Raw genomic sequence first — 15,749 nt, 5'->3', positions numbered from 1 at the left:
TGTATGTTGTATTTCAATGGATTGCAAAACGATTTTTGGATTTTTTCCAATTTATAAATCTTGACGTGAGAATCCACGAAAATTGGACGTTTAATTATAAAAAAGAACCCCATCCGCAAACTGGCAGACAGGGCTTTCAACTAACCAAAAAAGACCAGAACAAGTCATTCCTGGTTTTTTTAATGAATCAAAATCCCTGCCAGTTAGTTACACGTATAGTTATTGGAAATAAATCTTAGATCGAATATGCAAACGCTTTTACCCACAGATGGTGGGCCCATTTATGCAGAAACTGACCTTACTTCATTTATCTCTGAGCCCTGGAATGCGCTTTCATCGTTAGCAATTGTGCTTCCCGCAGTATACTGGGCATTTAAACTCAGTTGGAAAATAAAAGAGTACCCGTTCTTATACTTCCTTATGCCCTTACTCTTTCTTGGAGCCACAGGTAGTGTGCTCTTCCACGCATTTCGATCTTCCAGCTTTCTATTATGGATGGATGTATTGCCCACTGCTATTGTCACCCTCTCGGTTAGTATCTACTTCTGGGATAAAATATTGAAAAACCGATGGCAGGTAGCGACAGTAGTAATCCCGTTTACATTTATTCGATTTGCTGTTTTCGATTACTATGACGGGCAGCTGGCACTCAACCTCAATTATGTTATCACCGGCTTCCTGATCTTTTTCCCTATTGTTTTCTTCCTTTCAAGGAATGAATACAAGCATTACAAAACCATCCTCGTATCAGTAATATTCCTATCGCTGAGTTTGATGTTTCGGAGGATTGATTACAGCGTTGCAATGCTAATACCAATGGGCTCTCACTTCCTCTGGCATATCTTTAGTGGGATTGGTGCGTTTTATATGGCAAAGTATATCTATTTCATCCGTAGGGATGAGCTTGAAACGCAACCCGCATGAAAACGATCATCGTAATACTAAGCCTATTTTGGCTTGTTCCTAACTCTGCTAAATATCAAACAGCACTGAGTGCTGAAGAAAAACAAATGATTCTGGACAGGCACAATTACTGGCGAGCGGATGTGGGTGTAATGGAAAAGCTGGAGTGGTCTGATGAAATGGCTGAGCTAGCGGCTGATTGGGCCAAGAAATTAAAGCGCAAAAATTGCGGATGGGAGCACCGACCTGATAATAAGTACGGTGAAAATTTATTCAAAGGAACCGCTGGAGCTTTTGATGCGGCCTATGTAGTTGATGCCTGGGCAAGCGAAAAAGCAGACTACAACTATAATCGAAACAAGTGCAAGCCGGGCAAGATGTGCGGACATTATACCCAAATGGTATGGCAAACAACCCGTAAAGTAGGATGCGCTAAAATCGAGTGTGATGGAATGGATATCTGGGTTTGCAACTATGATCCGCCGGGGAATTGGGTGGGAGAAAAGCCTTACTAACACTTTCTATATACCTAATCCAGTTGAATATTAGGTATTTTGAAGGTCAATCTCATGCATTTCAATTACCTGTAGGTACATTCGTATCAGCTTTTCAGCGCAGCTAAGTATTAATTCTTCTCATAATAATATTATCTACCGCTGAAAACATTGAAGCCCGATTAGTCGGGCTTTTTTTATTCACTATTATTTGTAAAGGAAAATGCAACCTCTAACGAATCAGCATGTCTTTAAGAGAAAACTCAAAATGAAGTCATTACTAACCGTTGTTTTAGCAGCTACACTTGTTCTCCCCTCCTTTGGTCAAAAAAGATCAGTAGATGTCGGGAGCTTCACTGAATTATCTCTCGGAATTCCGGCTAAACTTTACATCAAACAAGGATCAAACGATCAGATACAGATTGAATGTGATGATGACTTGTTTGATGAAATCGAGTTTGAAATGAAAGGTGATCGGCTTGTAATCCAAAAAGAAGGAAAATGGAACTGGAAAGATGGTTGGAGCCGATCCGACATCACCATTTATGTGACAATGAGGGAAATCGAAGGACTTGGCGTGAGCGGAAGTGGATACATTGAAAGTGATGGCACATTGAGTACAGAAGATATGCGACTTTCCGTGAGTGGCTCAGGAGATATGGAGCTGGATGTGGAAAGTGAAGAAATGGATTTACGTATATCTGGTTCCGGAAGTATTCGATTGAATGGAAAGGCCAACGAAGCAGAAGCTAAAATCAGTGGTTCAGGAAAAATAAAAGCTGAGGATTTAGAGGTAAAAGTATTTCAAGCTTCTATCAGTGGGTCGGGTAGCTGTTACATCACGGCAACAGAGGAAATAGAAGCAAAAATTTCAGGAAGTGGAAGTATATACTACAATGGTGATCCAAAACGAGTAATCAGCGATTCTTCAGGTAGTGGGAAAGTAAGAAAGATGTGATTTTTGAGATATTAGACTTTAGAAGTTAGATATTAGATTGAAAGCCTGGGAAACCGGGCTTTTTTTATTCCTATTAAACACAAAAAAGCCGGATCACCCGGCTCATTCTTTAATTATTCATTTTCAAATCTTAATTCTTATAGATCTTGCCCTCCTTCATCACAAACTTCACATCTTTCATCACCTCAATATTTTCCAATGGATTTCCTGGTACGGCGACAATATCAGCGAGATATCCTTCCTTAAGCGAACCAATTTGATCACCCATCCCAAGTAATCCTGCTGGTACGGACGTAGCGCTGATAATCGCCTCAATAGCCGGCATGCCACCTTCCACCATGTAGGTAAACTCTCGAGCATTTTCACCATGCTTAAACACTCCGGCATCCGTCCCAAAGGCAATCGGTACTCCTTTTTTGTATGCTCTGGTAAATGTGCCTTGAATCTTCGGTCCAATGACTCTGGCCTTGTCAGCTACGACTTTTGGGTAATAGCCCGGCTTCTTCGCGTTTTCCGCCACTTCCATTCCGGCAGTGATGGTTGGGACTAAAAATGCATTTTTCTCAATCATCAAATCCATGGTCTCGTCACTCATGTACGTACCATGTTCAATGGTTTTTACGCCATTTGCAACCGCTCTTTGCATGCCTTCATCTCCATGGGCGTGTGCAGCAACATGAAAACCCAAATCTGTAGCTGCCTCGACGATAGCTTTGATTTCGGCTTCCTGAAAATGTGCGCCTTTGCCATCTTTAGCCACACTAAGCACACCTCCGGTTGCCGTGATTTTGATCAGATCTGCACCGTTCTTATAGCGCTGGCGCACTGCCTTTCTAGCATCATCCACCCCATTCACCACTCCCTCTTTTGGGCCGGGATTCCCCATCAAATCATCACGATATCCATTGGTTGGATCTCCATGACCACCCGTAATGGACAAGCCTTTTTCCGATGTGAAAATTCGTGGGCCATCAATGATTCCCTTAGCGATTGCTTCTCTCAGGGAAACATTCACTCCGCTACCACCAACATCACGAACAGTAGTGAATCCTGCCATGAGCGTACGCCTAGAAATGTCTACTGACATAAACGCCTTATCAGCAGGATTATCTGTAAATGTTCGAATGTACCGATCAGGACTTGACTCTCCCTCCATATGTACATGCATATCGATCCATCCGGGCATCACCGTATAATTTTTAAGGTCAATGACTTGATCACCATTTTGAGCTGAGACATATCCATTTTCAATTGACGTAATACTCTTCCCCTCCACAATGATGGATTTTTCAGAGACTGCTTTCTTCGAAACTCCGTCGATCAATGTTCCGGCATGAATGATTGTGCGCTGTGCTGAAAGCGACGCAGCGATAAGAATAATGGATAAGGTTAGGCTTAGTTTTTTCATATCGGTTACTCAATTAATTTTTTGTACTTGATTCGCTTAGGCTCTTCATCACCAAGGCGTTTCTTCCTGTTTTCTTCATAATCTGTGAAGTTGCCCTCAAACCAGTAGGCTTGTGAGTCTCCTTCGAATGCCAGAATATGCGTAGAAATACGATCCAGGAACCATCGGTCGTGACTAATGACTACCGCGCATCCACCAAAACTCTCAAGGGCTTCTTCCAATGCACGAAGGGTGTTGACATCCAAATCATTTGTTGGCTCATCCAATAAAATCAGGTTGGCGCCTCTTTTTAGTGTAAGCGCCAAATGCACACGGTTTCTTTCACCACCGGATAGTGCACTTACTTTTTTTCCCTGATCCTGACCGGAAAAATTAAACTTGCTTACATAAGCCCGAGCGTTCATTTCTTTACCACCCAAATCAATGATTTCATTACCCTCAGAAATTACCTCAAAGACTGATTTATTAGGATCGAGCTGATCATGCTCCTGATCGACGTAACTCATTACCACCGTTTCTCCTACTTCAAAGCTTCCTTTATCAGGCTGCTCCTGGCCCGTGATCATCTTAAAAAGTGTTGATTTACCAGCTCCATTTGGACCAATGACTCCAACTATCCCTCCTTGCGGAAGGCTAAATGACAAATCTTCATAGAGTAATTTATCCCCATATCCTTTAGCTACACCGTTTGCTTCTATCACCTTAGCACCTAGTCTGGGGCCTGGTGGGATATAGAGCTCCAGGTTCTTTTCTTTTTCCCTGGCTTCTTCACCCAAGAGTTTATCGTAGGCACTCAAACGAGCTTTGGCCTTGGCCTGACGACCTTTCGGACTCATTCGCACCCATTCCAATTCGCGCTGAAGGGTTTTTTGTCTTTTGGACTCCTGCTTATCCTCCTGAGCCAGTCGTTTCTCCTTCTGCTCCAGCCAGCTGCTATAGTTGCCTTTCCATGGGATGCCTTCACCACGGTCAAGCTCCAATATCCATCCCGCGACATTATCAAGAAAATACCGATCGTGCGTTACGGCAATGACCGTTCCTTCATACTGCTTGAGGTGCTGCTCTAGCCAAAGTACAGATTCAGCATCGAGGTGGTTGGTAGGCTCATCCAGCAGCAACACATCCGGCTGTTCCAGCAGCAATCGGCAAAGCGCCACTCTTCTTTTCTCCCCACCGGATAAATTTTTGATTACCGCATCTTCTGGAGGCGTACGAAGCGCATCCATTGCACGCTCCAGTTTATGGTCTATTTCCCAAGCTCCTGTGGCATCAAGCTTTTCCTGGATTTGACCTTGCTTTTCAATAAGCTTATTCATTTTATCAGGGTCGTCCAGCACTTCCTGATCAGTGAACTTTGCGTTTACTTCCTCATACTCTTTCAGCAAATCATTAATCTCCTTGGCCCCTTCACGGACAACTTCGATAACTGTTTTATCAGGGTCCAACTCCGGCTCTTGCTCCAACATTCCTACTGAAAAACCTGCCGAAAACGCTACTTCACCTTGAAATTCCTGATCTTTACCAGCAATTATTCGCAACAAAGAAGACTTTCCTGCTCCATTTAGTCCTAAGACGCCTATTTTAGCACCATAGAAAAATGATAAATAGATATTCTTAAGTACTTGCTTCTGCGGAGGATATATCTTGTTGACCCCCGACATTGAGAATATGATCTTTTCGTCTGACATGCTTAAGTTTGATTAGAAATCGAATATACCACAGCAATTTAAGAATTACACTCACCCTTGGACATCTTACAGGTACCATTTGGATTTATTAAAGACGGCAAAGTTTTTCAAAACGGCTGGGGAGAAAATCCCGATCGTGAAATAGGAGAAGTACGTGATAATGATACGGATAAATCCGTCCAGTTCTTTCAAGAACGTTTTGCAGATCTGGAAAAGAAAATCAATGAAGTAACCGAAAAAATAGACTCAACAGAAAATAAGGGCTCCTTCCTTATGAAGCTGGTGCACCTAAGAGAGCACCTTCCTCAGCATGATGGACTGGGGGAATACCAAACGCTTCACGACAAGATTTGCAAATATGAATCGCTGGTGAAAGACATCATCCAGAAAAACAGAGTAAGAAATACAGAAATTAAAAAAGCACTCATTGAAGAAGCCAGCCACATATCCGAAATTCTTAACTGGAGGGAAGGGACTGAGAAAGTCAATGACATCAAAGGGAGATGGATAAAAACAGGTAGTGCTGAAGATGATAAAAATGATGCGCTGGAAGAAGAGTTTTGGGCTATCATCAAAGATTTTTTCGATCGTAAAAAGAAATTTTATGAGGATAAGCAAAAACTGACTGATCATCGTAAAAGGCAATACGAAGAACTTGTAGTACAAGCTAAAAGCCTTGAAAGCCTCCATGGTCAGGAGCGATTTAACAAGGTAAAAGAGCTAAAAGAACAATGGAAACAAGTAGGAGGCATACCTGCAGAGTTTTACAAACCGCTAAACAGTCAGTTCAATCAACATTTGAAAGGGCGAAAATTTAAATCTGAAGTAGACTATTCCGAAGTACTAAAAAAACTTGAGGCCATGAAATCAAATAAGGCTTCTTATGACAAGGAAACACTAGATAAAATTAAGAAATCAGTATTTCTGGATAAAAGTCGTAATACAGATAAACATCAGTGTCTTGAACTCATCCAGCTCTTAAATGAGCGTGCATTTGTTGATAAGCTTACATCAAAAAGATTCCCAGATTTTGCGAAAATGGATGCGGAAAAGAAAAAATCCCTCAGGAAGGGGATTATTAATGATCTGATTAACCGTGATAGAGAAGACCTGAAGACTTATGAAGAGAATTCAGTTAATTTTTCATCTTCGGATGGAAAAATGAACAAATTGGTTGAAAATAAGATTAAGAGTCAAAAGCGAAAGATTGACATCAAGTCCAAACTGCTTGATTGGGTGGATTCTGGAGAATTTTGAATTTTTTAGCAACTTTTTCTTGCGTTTCAGTGTAAGAAAATTACCTTTCGATTATTGAAAAAATAATAAGTGTCGCTATAAGATATAATAATTTATATTTGCGCGCATTATTAAAACAGGACTTAAAAACAGAGGCTAGAATATGTATTGGACACTAGAACTTGCATCGTACTTAGAAGACGCCCCATGGCCCGCCACCAAAGATGAGCTGATCGATTATTCTATCAGATCCGGAGCTCCTTTAGAAGTAGTAGAAAACCTACAGGAACTAGAGGATGATGGACAGCCCTTTGAAAACATTGAGGAGATATGGCCTGATTATCCTACGAAAGAGGACTTCTTTTTTAATGAAGATGAATATTAACGCAAGACATTGATGTTATAGAAGCCCCACTTTGCTGGGGCTTTTTTATATAATACCTTGCCTGATACACATAGCCACCAATTGAGTGGTGTTTTTACAACCTGTCTTAGTCATCACATTTTTACGGTGCGTTTTCACAGTGTGGGCACTAATATTTAGCTTATCCGAAATGTCATCGTTGCTAAAACCAAATGACAACAACCTCAACACATCCCGTTCCCTATGGGAGATATCATCAACTAACAACTTTTGATCTCCATACATTTGGTAAAAAAGCGTTTCATATTCATCGTTGGCATTAAGGATTTTGGCTGTAGCCTGAATTGGTAATATTTCATGTGCTTCTAAAACGGAGTAGTGAGCTAGCCCTATTATGGGTTTACCCTCATCATCAAAAAACATAGGTGTAGTGTGCTGAATGATGTTTTTATAAATCCCCTCCCCGTCTTTTACTCGGTAATTCCAGGTATAAGTCATTCTACGCCTATCCTCCAGCGCAATATTGCTCATGGTAAAAATCATCAGGTCTTTTAGTGACTGGAGCCATGTTTCCATTTCTTCCGGATGCATCCTTCCCCACCAAAATTCCATACCACGAGTACACATCTCGTCGATCGGTAGCTTCATCGTAGGGTGAAAGTTTTTGCTCACATATTCAAAAGATTGATCACTTGTATTGGTAATACAAAAGAATGTAGCACTGTGAGGAATGAGTTGATCAACTTGTTTTAACTTTTCTACGTGTTTCTCCAGCGATTCCCCTTTGAACTCCTGAAAAGTGGAAAAGATGTCACTGTAGTTTTCAACTATTTTTTCTCTCATAAGCCTCTCAGATTTTGCTCAATATAATAATTATCAAATGATAAAAATACCCCGAAAGAGGTATTGAACTACATCTAGTTAAGACCTAAGTTCAGGTTTTAATTTTTGTTTAAAAACTTCAACCACAAATTGACATGAAGAAACTTTTCTCACTTCTGCTGTGCCTGGCTATTGGAGGCACGCTATTAGCTCAAAAATTACCTTTTCAGGGTAGACTAGTTGACAATGGGAAACCATACTCTGGCTTAGCTACCTTTGAGTTTAGTATAGCTTCACCTACCTGGTCTGAAACAATTGCTGATGTAAATGTGCAGGATGGGTATTATTCCGTAGTACTTGGTGAAAGCACGCCTTTACCAGACACTCTTTTCCAAGAAAGTCCTGAAGTTCAAATGAATATTTCTGTGAATGGTGAGGCGCTCAGCCCTGTCACATTATATTCTTCATTTATTCCTTATGCTGATGGACCAGTTCAGATTGATACTGTCAGTAGCAACTCAGTGCAAGTGTTAGGTATTAATGATAATCCTAAAGTCAATGTTTTTGCGGATAACAATGGCTATGATGGTGCGATTGTTTTTAAAGACTCTCTGGATAGAACCGGTGCATTTATCACAACGGATCGTGGAACAGGCACTGGTGGATACATTCAATTGAATGGAAGAGAAAATGCAGATGGTACTTTGAAAAGTGCAGTTGTTGCAGGTACCATCGCCCAAGCCAGACAAAATAGCTTTCTTTCCTTATTTGGTGGTAATGCTAATGATGACGGTCCACAGATAATGGCTGACCTTTATGCCTCAGATATATTCATTGACGGGAGTCAGCTTCCTGATGGGTATCGTCGAGGTGGTTTAGATCTATACAATTATTATGGGAACACTACACATAATATCTTCTCTGAGCATGTAGGAACATCCACAATCAGTAATATAAATTTAAATGCTTCTCAGGATGGGGGCGGACCTCAATTCACGTTAAATCTTAATAGTGGTGATGGGGTTTCAACAGGCGGAAATATCTCATTAAGGGATGTAGGAGAAGTCGAAACCATCTCGCTCGATGGCTCTACGGGTACGATCAATGCACAACAGATACTCATTGATGGAGCTCCAATAGAGGGTTCCGGAGGTGGCATACTTCAACCGGACTCACTTCGATCTAAAAGCGTCATTGTTGTAGGAAATTCAGGTGAAACCAAAGCAGACCTAAACTTTTTCGATCCAAACAATGCAGGAAGCCTCGTTCTGTATGGCGCCAATGATTCAACCAAAGTCATTCTTGGATCAGCATCAGGAGGCTATGCTGGCTTTCTGGGTCTTTACGATTCTTTAAGAAACATAGGAGCTCAGTTACGGGTTTCAAATAATGGTAGAGGTAACTTGTTTACCTATAATGAATCACACGCCAATGTCGGCTGGTTTGGTGGTTACAATAATGATGGGTTTGCCCAATTGGTTTCCTATGACGACACAGAAACATTTTCAGGAGCAGCACTCATAGGCTCCTTCGCTGATGGAAATCTACCAGAATATTACATTGAGGGTTCCGCACAGGAAAATTTCGGCTTAGGTCGATTCAGGGTAACACCACTTGGTAATTCAGCAGAGGAAACTGCACGACTTGAAATAAACCGTAGCAACGGAGGTGGTCAGGCAGTTCTGACAATAGCTCAAGATGATGGAGGTTCAGATCCAACGGGCACCAATGGGATACTGGAACTTTGGGGGGACGAAAGCATAAATGTTCAAATAGGATCAGAAGGATATGAAGACCATGATTTATCTTCTATCAATCTATACGGCAGTGTAGGTGATGGAGGGGGTTGGTGGTATAATTCAGCACAAATTGCGACCAGAAGAACCGGTGATGGAATAAATGAATATGGGGATATAAGTCTTAACAATAACGCTGCTGGATCCAGTAATCTGACTGCTTATGTTTCAGGTAATTACGCCGAAAATGGAGGCGGTGGTCTTGAATTTCTTGATTCATTAGGCACCATTCGGGTAGTTGCAGATGGTGGTAATGGTTATCTCTCAGCAAGCAACACCATTTCTATCAGCAGAACGGATGGATCATCAGCCGCAAATCTTTTCCATGATGGTGGCGATGGAGGCGGAATTTCCATTCAAAATAGTGCAGATTTTGGAACGCTATTCTTTGGTGGAAATGAAGGAGTTTTAAGAATCAATGACGCTTCAGGAACGCAACAAATAAGCCTTGATGGTAACTCAGGAACGATAGATGCCCAGCAAATACTTATTCAAGGTCAGCCCTTAGCACCTTCATCAGGAGGTAATATTGCCCCGGACTCAATCGAGACTACCTTTATTAAAGCGTTTAATGCAGCCGGTAATGAAGGTGTATATCTACAAGGTGGTACTGAGGGGGGAACTATTCAGCTCAGCAGTCCTGATGCTACAAATTCGTATAATCGCGCCACATTTTTTGCAGGGACAACCTCAAATGGCGAAAATGCATTTGCCAATGTTTACGGAATGAATCCAACAGCAGATGGCAACTCGATTTTGATCAATAATTACACAACCACCAATGATGTCTTCGGCAATCCGTTTTCAGCTGGATACCGTAGAGGTGGATCTGACTTCTATGACAATGAAGGAACGTTTTTAGCTGCAATTGGCTCGAATCGTGATGAAGCAGGTGGAGACCCTTCCGGTAAGAGTGGGCTTGTGATGGTGAATGGACCAACCACACGGAATGTCTATGTCTCAGGCCAATGGTGGGACAATAGCGAATTAGGTATTGTTCAGGTATTCGGTCAAAATGATAATGGTTCCGGAGACTTTAGCTCGAACATTGAGATTGTCGCAGATGATCAGGCTGGTGAAACATCAGGTAGGATATCCGTCTACAATACAGCTAATGGAGGTGTGGTGAATGAAACCATATTTATGACCTCATTTAACGGACCAAGTGGCGGATCTCTTGTGGAGCTTAGAGATAGCCTGGCTATTACTTCAATAAGTATGGATGGCCAGAATGGCAATATTTCTGCATCGGGAGATGTTTCCGGAAACACGCTAACCTCATCAGATGGTATGGTGCAGACTTCAGACCGGAGACTTAAAAAGAATATCGCCGATTTAGAAAATCCATTGGAAAAAACGCTTAAAATGCGTGGTGTTTCATACCAATGGAAAGACGAAAATATGTCTCAGAGAAATCAAATTGGAGTGATCGCTCAGGAGGTTGAAGAGATTTATCCGGAGTTCGTGCATACAAATGACGAAGGCATGAAAGCTGTGAATTATGCACAGATGACTGCCGTGTTAATTGAGGCAATCAAGGAATTGAATGCTAAAGTTGCCTCATTAGAAAATGAAAACAACAACTTGAAAGCTTCACTTGAGGAAGTAAAACAATTACGATCCGAAATGGATCAATTGATGAAGATGTTAGGTAACAGCAAAGCTGCAAGCAAATGAAAAATTGGATTAAAATATCTTTGATCCCATTGGCTGTGTTTGTTTTTTGCCATGAAGCGACGAGTCAGCTTTCATTGCAGGGATACACAACCAATGTTGTAGGCGGAGTTTCTGAAGGAAGTAATTATTCCACAGAAGTCTCTTCCGGAGAAATCGGGCAAATACCAAAAGGTGACAACCTGCGTATTTTCATTGGACTACCCGCAGCAAACCTTGAAACAGCGGTACCATCGGTTAACATAACTAATGGAAGTAATACGATAACCGAGCTGGTGGATGGATATCTACTTAGAATAAAGCCCTCTGGAAATTATGACACCCTGGATGTGGTGAATGATAATAATGGTGGCGCGTTCTCATTTGCATCGGTTTTCCATGGCGATTATTTAACTGTAGTAGACTCTGACCCTGAAAAATATGTAGCCACTTACTATGGCGATGCTTTTTTATGGGATGAGGCAGACACTTTGGTACTAACAAGCGATACTACAGCACAAATACGGATCGAAGTGGCTCCTCCTCCTCGAAATGAAAATACCGGTGACGGTCTTGTTAAGGGTACGATTGAGGAAGATTTTGAAGCGGAAAACAGTCGAATTGATGGTAGACGAAGAGCTGCAAAAAGAAAGTGCGGACTTAGGAGAAAGAGGTCGGGAGGAAGAGTGGGTCAGGATAATGATGAATTCGAACTGATCGCATACGGAGAAACCAATAACAATGGTGAGTTCGAATATGGATTTCTGCCACAGGGAACCTATCGGTTCTTTGTAGAATATCCGGGAATTCCACTTGATGAATCTTCCTTTGTGCAGTTTGATATTGGTGAAGCAGGAGTTGCTGATAATGAATTCGTACTTGCTGCATTTGTAACAGAAGAAGGAATTAAAGTAGAGCTAGTATTAGGGATTACCAGCGAGTTTTTCACTGATTTTAGTATCTATCCAAATCCATCCGTTGGCACACTTCATGTCGATTATGACAAAATATTGTCAAATGAAATGAGCATGCAGCTTATCGACCTAAATGGAAAAGTTCTTCAAGCACAAATGCTTAAGAAAGGCAAAAATGGCAAGCTCAAACTTAACCTTGAAGATTATCCTGCAGGCACATACTTGTTGAAGTTTTTTGATATGGAAAATGGCAAGAATGCGCTGACTTTCAGAGTAATTAAAAAGTGATTATTCTAAATCACAAGTAGATATAAAAATCCGTCCCAGAAAGGGCGGATTTTTTTATTTCAAATCTTCTGGTGTCGTAATCTTAATGTTATCGTATGAACCCGCTACAAGACTTACATGATTCCCTGCCGCTTCATATACGCTAGCATCGTCTGTAAATAACCCGGCCCCTGCCTTTTTGTAGGCTGCCTTTATTGCAGATACCCGAAAGGTTTGTGGAGTCTGTACCAAAACATAATTGGACCGGTCTCTTGCTATTGATTTTGCTCCTTCCAGTTCACGAATTGAATCTTTCAAATCTACTGCTGCAACCCCTGATCCACTTTCATCTGCTGCTTTAAAGGAAGCGTTAATTATATCTGGGTGAACAAACGGACGAACAGCATCATGGATAGCCACCAGTCCATCCTCTTGAATCAGTGTTAATCCCGAAAGCACCGAAGCAGATCGGGTGATACCACCGATGGCTGTCTGAATATTCTGGTCAGGAAAAAACTGAAACTGAATGGCCTCCCATCTTTTAATATGTGCTTCAGGAAGAACCACAATGATCTCAATTTCTTTATTGCTAGACTGGAATTTTCGGATTGTATGAACAATAATAGGCACATCATCAACCAGCAGGAACTGTTTTGGCACGGTACTTTTCATACGCGTGCCTGTTCCGCCAGCTACTATGATGGCATATTTCTTCAAGTTCCTAGATAATTAGCATCGCATCTCCATAGCTGAAGAATCGATACTTCTCTTTAATTGCCGTCTGGTAAGCCTCCTGAATAAGATCATATCCTCCAAAAGCTGACGCCATCATCAATAGCGTAGACTCAGGCAAGTGGAAGTTAGTGATTAAGGCATCACAAATTTTAAACTCATATGGAGGGAAAATGAACTTATCGGTCCATCCGGAATTGTCTTTAAGAAGTCCATTCGCTGAAACGGAAGATTCTAACGTTTTCATAGCGGTAGTACCTACTGCGCAGATTTTTGACTTTTCAGCCAATGCTCTATTCACTCTGTCAGCTGTTGGTTTTTCCACCCAGTAATTTTCTGAGTCCATCTTGTGTTTGGTCAGATCCTCCACATCCACTGGACGGAAAGTGCCTAACCCAACGTGAAGGGTGATTGGAGCTATGTCTATACCAATCAGCTCAAGCCTTTTCATAAGCTGAGGTGTGAAGTGCAGTCCAGCTGTAGGGGCAGCTACAGCACCAATATTTTTCGCATATATCGTCTGAAAACGATCACGATCTTCAGGCTCTGCTGAGCGCTTAATTTCTTTTGGCAAAGGGGTTTCTCCCAATGCATCAATCATTTTATAGAATTGCTCCTGATCTCCATCAAACAGGAATCTAATGGTCCTTCCTCTACTTGTGGTGTTGTCAATAACCTCAGCTACCAGCTCACCATCACCAAAGTAAAGTTTATTCCCAACCCGTATTTTTCTAGCCGGATCAACAAGTACATCCCACAGTTTCATTTCGGTATTCAGCTCCCGAAGTAGAAAAACTTCAATTTTAGCACCCGTTTTTTCCTTATTTCCGTACAAGCGTGCAGGAAATACTTTTGTGTCGTTCAATACAAAAACATCGTCTTCACCGAAGTAGTCAACCACATCTTTAAAAACTTTGTGTTCGATCTCTCCAGTATCTTTGTGTACAACCATGAGACGAGAATCGTCACGGTTGTCAGTTGGGTGCAGGGCGATAAGGCTTGATGGCAGGTCGAATTTAAATTCGGATAATTTCATTCCCATAGGAAAAAGGATCTATTTTAATGATCAAAAGAGCGCAAAATTAGCAAATATGTTTCATGTTTGTAACGTATCCAAGCTTAAACTCGTCAACTTATCGTATCGACCGCTCGAAATCATCATTGACCGATCGCTATTTATTTGAAAAACAGCATTCCAATTTCGCTAAATTTGATTTTTTAAGACAATCCAGTGAAAATATTTAAGCTAATAATTGAAAGTTTCCGATTCGCCTGGGGGGCATTGAAACAGAATCTTCTGAGGACCACCCTTTCACTACTTGGTGTGACCATCGGAATATTTGCCATTATTGCTGTGTTTACGCTGGTAGACTCATTAGAACGAAGTATTAAAGACAGTTTGAGTTTCCTGGATGCAAACAACCTGGACATCCGTCGCTTTCCTTATGAGTTTGGCCCGGATATTCCATGGTGGGAATATATAAAGCGTCCATACACCAACTACGAGGAGTACGAGTTTCTAAAAAAGAACCTTAAAAACGCTGAGGGCATTACCATTTTCGCGGTGACTGGTGGGGAGACTGTCAAATATGAGAGTAGCAGCTACACGGATGTTTCGCTTTTCGGCATTGCCCATACACATCAGGATGTCTATGATGTAGCGAGCGATGTGGCTGAGGGCAGATATTTTACTGCTGCAGAGTCTTATACGGCTAAAAATGTCGCCATGATTGGTCATCTGATTGCTGAGAAACTTTTTCCGAGAGGTGATGCGATTGGGAAAGAATTAAAAATCAAAGGGCTTAAATACATTGTCATTGCTGTCATGGAAGAGGAAGGTGAAGGAATTTTTGGCGATACCGGAAATGATGAAAGTATCTTCATCCCCTACCAGTCATTCAAGAAAATATATTATTCAGGCAGAAACCGTGGCGTAGAAACGCTGGTAAGTGTAAAAGGCTCTCCTGAAGATTTTGGATTGGTTGAGCTGGAAGCAGAAATTACGGGCCTCCTTAGGACAAAAAGAGGCTTAAAACCCAAAGAAAAAAATGACTTTTCTGTCAACAGGCAAGATGCAATCATGAATATAATAGGGTCCACCTTCGATGTGATTGGTATTGCGGGTTGGGCGATTGGAGGATTCTCCATTTTAGTTGGTGGGTTCGGCATTGCCAACATCATGTTTGTCTCAGTTCGGGAACGTACCAATATCATTGGCATTCAAAAGTCACTTGGTGCAAAGAACTTTTTTATCCTCTTTCAATTCCTTTTCGAAGCTATATTCCTTAGCCTGATAGGTGGTGGTGTAGGATTACTACTTGTGTGGCTGCTCTCACTTTTAAGTCTGGGCACGCTTGACCTGGTGCTAACCTTCGGCAATGTGGTTCTCGGTTTAGGAGTCGCAGGAATTATTGGAGTAATCTCCGGAATTGTGCCTGCATTGATGGCCGCAAGATTAGATCCAGTGATTGCGATTAGGACTACTGGGTAGTGATTGGTAGTAGTCAATTGGTT

Annotated in this window: 13 protein-coding genes; 8 read left to right on the top strand and 5 right to left on the bottom strand. The window is 41.6% G+C overall.

All coding sequences use genetic code 11. From position 1 onward, the window contains the following. Positions 1–246 precede the first annotated feature (246 nt). The 3 genes from CHB71_RS09390 to CHB71_RS09380 all read left to right on the top strand — a co-directional run bounded on the left by CHB71_RS09390 (position 247) and on the right by CHB71_RS09380 (position 2,355). Positions 247–924, top strand: coding sequence for a ceramidase domain-containing protein (locus CHB71_RS09390; protein ID WP_089356654.1), 678 nt, complete (start codon positions 247–249; stop codon positions 922–924). Continuing rightward, positions 921–1,418 carry a CAP domain-containing protein gene (locus tag CHB71_RS09385; protein WP_089356653.1) on the top strand — a complete coding sequence of 166 codons (498 nt, stop codon included), beginning with the start codon at positions 921–923 and terminating at the stop codon, positions 1,416–1,418. Before CHB71_RS09390 ends, CHB71_RS09385 begins: the two co-directional genes overlap by 4 nt. Positions 1,419–1,665: 247 nt before the next feature. Next, positions 1,666–2,355 (top strand): head GIN domain-containing protein, encoded by a 690-nt coding sequence (locus tag CHB71_RS09380; RefSeq protein ID WP_179213365.1) that lies wholly within the window; start codon positions 1,666–1,668, stop codon positions 2,353–2,355. Positions 2,356–2,485: 130 nt separating this feature from the next. On the opposite strand, the gene CHB71_RS09375 is transcribed toward CHB71_RS09380, so the two are convergent. Together CHB71_RS09375 and ettA are read right to left on the bottom strand one after the other, a co-directional pair. After that, positions 2,486–3,763 (bottom strand): metal-dependent hydrolase family protein, encoded by a 1,278-nt coding sequence (locus tag CHB71_RS09375; RefSeq protein WP_089356651.1) that lies wholly within the window; start codon positions 3,761–3,763, stop codon positions 2,486–2,488. 5 nt (positions 3,764–3,768) lie between these two features. Then, positions 3,769–5,451 (bottom strand): energy-dependent translational throttle protein EttA, encoded by a 1,683-nt coding sequence (ettA, locus tag CHB71_RS09370; protein WP_089356650.1) that lies wholly within the window; start codon positions 5,449–5,451, stop codon positions 3,769–3,771. Positions 5,452–5,508: 57 nt separating this feature from the next. On the opposite strand from ettA, the gene CHB71_RS09365 reads away from it, so the two are divergent. Both CHB71_RS09365 and CHB71_RS09360 read left to right on the top strand, forming a co-directional pair. After that, positions 5,509–6,708: a DUF349 domain-containing protein gene (locus CHB71_RS09365; protein WP_089356649.1), complete on the top strand. Its 1,200-nt coding sequence runs from the start codon at positions 5,509–5,511 to the stop codon at positions 6,706–6,708. A 142-nt stretch (positions 6,709–6,850) separates the two neighbouring features. Further along, a complete protein-coding gene (locus CHB71_RS09360; protein ID WP_089356648.1) occupies positions 6,851–7,072 on the top strand; it encodes a DUF2795 domain-containing protein in 222 nt (73 codons plus the stop codon). Between the two features lie 45 nt (positions 7,073–7,117). Here the strand turns inward: CHB71_RS09360 and CHB71_RS09355 are convergent, their stop codons facing one another. Further along, complete coding sequence (locus CHB71_RS09355) at positions 7,118–7,894, bottom strand: response regulator transcription factor (RefSeq protein WP_089356647.1); 777 nt, start codon at positions 7,892–7,894, stop codon at positions 7,118–7,120. A 134-nt stretch (positions 7,895–8,028) separates the two neighbouring features. Between CHB71_RS09355 and CHB71_RS09350 the strand changes: the two genes are divergently transcribed. Together CHB71_RS09350 and CHB71_RS09345 are read left to right on the top strand one after the other, a co-directional pair. Beyond that, a complete protein-coding gene (locus CHB71_RS09350; RefSeq protein WP_089356646.1) occupies positions 8,029–11,346 on the top strand; it encodes a tail fiber domain-containing protein in 3,318 nt (1,105 codons plus the stop codon). Continuing rightward, positions 11,343–12,524 carry a T9SS type A sorting domain-containing protein gene (locus CHB71_RS09345; protein WP_089356645.1) on the top strand — a complete coding sequence of 394 codons (1,182 nt, stop codon included), beginning with the start codon at positions 11,343–11,345 and terminating at the stop codon, positions 12,522–12,524. Before CHB71_RS09350 ends, CHB71_RS09345 begins: the two co-directional genes overlap by 4 nt. A gap of 54 nt (positions 12,525–12,578) precedes the next feature. On the opposite strand, the gene CHB71_RS09340 is transcribed toward CHB71_RS09345, so the two are convergent. Both CHB71_RS09340 and queA read right to left on the bottom strand, forming a co-directional pair. After that, positions 12,579–13,220 (bottom strand): 2-C-methyl-D-erythritol 4-phosphate cytidylyltransferase, encoded by a 642-nt coding sequence (locus tag CHB71_RS09340; protein ID WP_089356644.1) that lies wholly within the window; start codon positions 13,218–13,220, stop codon positions 12,579–12,581. Between the two features lie 4 nt (positions 13,221–13,224). Then, entirely contained in the window at positions 13,225–14,271 is a 1,047-nt protein-coding gene (gene queA / locus CHB71_RS09335) for a tRNA preQ1(34) S-adenosylmethionine ribosyltransferase-isomerase QueA (protein ID WP_089356992.1), read from the bottom strand. Positions 14,272–14,466: 195 nt separating this feature from the next. Here queA and CHB71_RS09330 point away from each other — a divergent pair, with 195 nt between their 5' ends. After that, positions 14,467–15,726, top strand: a complete 1,260-nt coding sequence (locus CHB71_RS09330; RefSeq protein WP_089356643.1) for an ABC transporter permease — start codon at positions 14,467–14,469, stop codon at positions 15,724–15,726. The last annotated feature ends 23 nt before the right edge of the window (positions 15,727–15,749 follow it).

Origin of the sequence: Ekhidna lutea (assembly GCF_900188325.1) — a bacterium.
GTDB lineage: Bacteria > Bacteroidota > Bacteroidia > Cytophagales > Cyclobacteriaceae > Ekhidna > Ekhidna lutea.
Note: the sequence above shows the minus strand (reverse complement) of the source record. Positions and strands in the feature narration are given on the sequence as shown.